Origin of the sequence: Maribacter sp., from assembly GCF_049667165.1 — a bacterium.
Taxonomy (GTDB): Bacteria; Bacteroidota; Bacteroidia; order Flavobacteriales; family Flavobacteriaceae; genus Maribacter_A.
On record NZ_JBATHS010000027.1, the window covers coordinates 1 to 1,707 of the forward strand.

Consider the following 1,707-nt stretch of genomic DNA (forward strand, 5'->3'; position numbering starts at 1 on the left):
GTAATATCCGCCCCGGTAATCAATAAATGAATATCATGGGTGCCTTCATAAGTGATGACACTTTCGAGGTTCATCATATGGCGCATAATGCTATAGTCTCCGGTAATGCCCATTCCACCTAAAACCTGTCTGGCCTCTCGGGCAATTTTGATCGCCATTTCCACATTATTGCGTTTCGCCATGGAAATTTGTGCCGTAGTGGCCCGCCCTTCATTTTTCAATTGCCCCAAACGAAAAGCCAATAACTGGGCTTTAGTGATTTCAGTAATCATTTCGGCCAATTTTTTCTGCTGAAGTTGATACGCGGCAATAGGTTTCCCAAATTGGATACGTTCTTTGGCATACCGTAAGGCGGTGTCATAACAGTCCATGGCCGCCCCAATAGCGCCCCATGCAATGCCAAAGCGGGCGGAATCCAAACAACCCAAAGGAGCCCCAAGGCCATTTTTTCCTGGCAAAAGGTTTTCCTTCGGCACTTTTACATTATCAAAAATAAGTTCCCCGGTAGCAGATGCCCGTAAGGACCACTTGCCATGGGTTTCAGGGGTTGAAAAGCCTTCCATACCCCGTTCTACGATCAATCCATGAATGCGTCCTGCTTCGTTCTTGGCCCAGACAATCGCAATATCGGCAAAAGGGGAGTTTGATATCCATAGTTTGGCCCCATTAAGAAGATAATGGTCGCCCATATCCTTGAATTTCGTCTCCATGCCCCCGGGATTCGAACCGTGGTTGGGTTCCGTTAGTCCAAAGCAACCCATAAGTTCACCTGTGGCCAATTTGGGAAGATATTTTTTGCGTTGCTCCTCCGTGCCATATTGGAAAATAGGGTACATCACCAATGAGGATTGTACGGAAGCAGTGGATCGTACCCCACTGTCACCACGCTCTATTTCCTGCATGATGAGTCCGTAGCTGATCTGATCTAAGCCGGCTCCGCCATATTCTTCTGGAATATAAGGTCCGAAAGCCCCGATTTCTCCCAAACCACCAATAATCTGTTTTGGGAATTCGGCCTTTTGGGCATATTCCTCAATAATGGGTGAAATATCGCGCTTTACCCATTCGCGCGCTGCATCGCGCACCAATAGATGCTCTTCGGTAAATAAATCGTCAAGATTATAGTAGTCGGGTGCTTCAAACAGGTCGGGTTTCATAGCTAGGTGTTTTTATCAAAGATAATTAAAGAAATATAACATTTCAAACGTCTAAAGTGATAATATCAACTATTTAAAAAGTGAGCCAAAAGCCTCTGAAAATGGTGTACTCCTTGTTCCCTTGTAGGCGAAAATCGTCCTGCTTGGTAAAATTTGGAACGTACGCCTTTTTGCACCCCTTCAACCACTTCCTCATCTTCCATTTCAACCTTGTCCAAAATGGAGCCTGCCCCTTTATCCAATTTAGACGCATCAAAAACATAACTATAAAAAGAAACTTTTGTACGATCGATATCCACAGGTTGAACAATATTTACCGATAGGCCCCAGGGATAAAAGTTGAACATCATATTGGGAAAGACCCAGTAGTAATAGGCTGCAATTTTTTTGCCGTGGTCCCTATGTCCTTTCGGCAACTCAAAAACAGTATCGGTACCTTCCGCATATCCGATTTGTAGGTTAAGATGTTCATGAATGATGGTATCGTAATTCCCATAATCCAACACTGCATTCAGGTCTTCATGTACAAAAGGGATATGAAATCCTTCCA

Annotated in this window: 2 protein-coding genes; both read right to left on the bottom strand. The window is 44.3% G+C overall.

Annotated features, from left to right (window positions below; all coding sequences use genetic code 11):
• A partial coding sequence (locus tag WBM98_RS01155; protein WP_424364180.1) for an acyl-CoA dehydrogenase family protein occupies positions 1-1,157 on the bottom strand: 1,157 nt, incomplete at its 3' end.
• A gap of 65 nt (positions 1,158-1,222) precedes the next feature.
• A partial coding sequence (locus WBM98_RS01160) for an SRPBCC family protein (RefSeq protein ID WP_424364181.1) occupies positions 1,223-1,707 on the bottom strand: 485 nt, incomplete at its 5' end.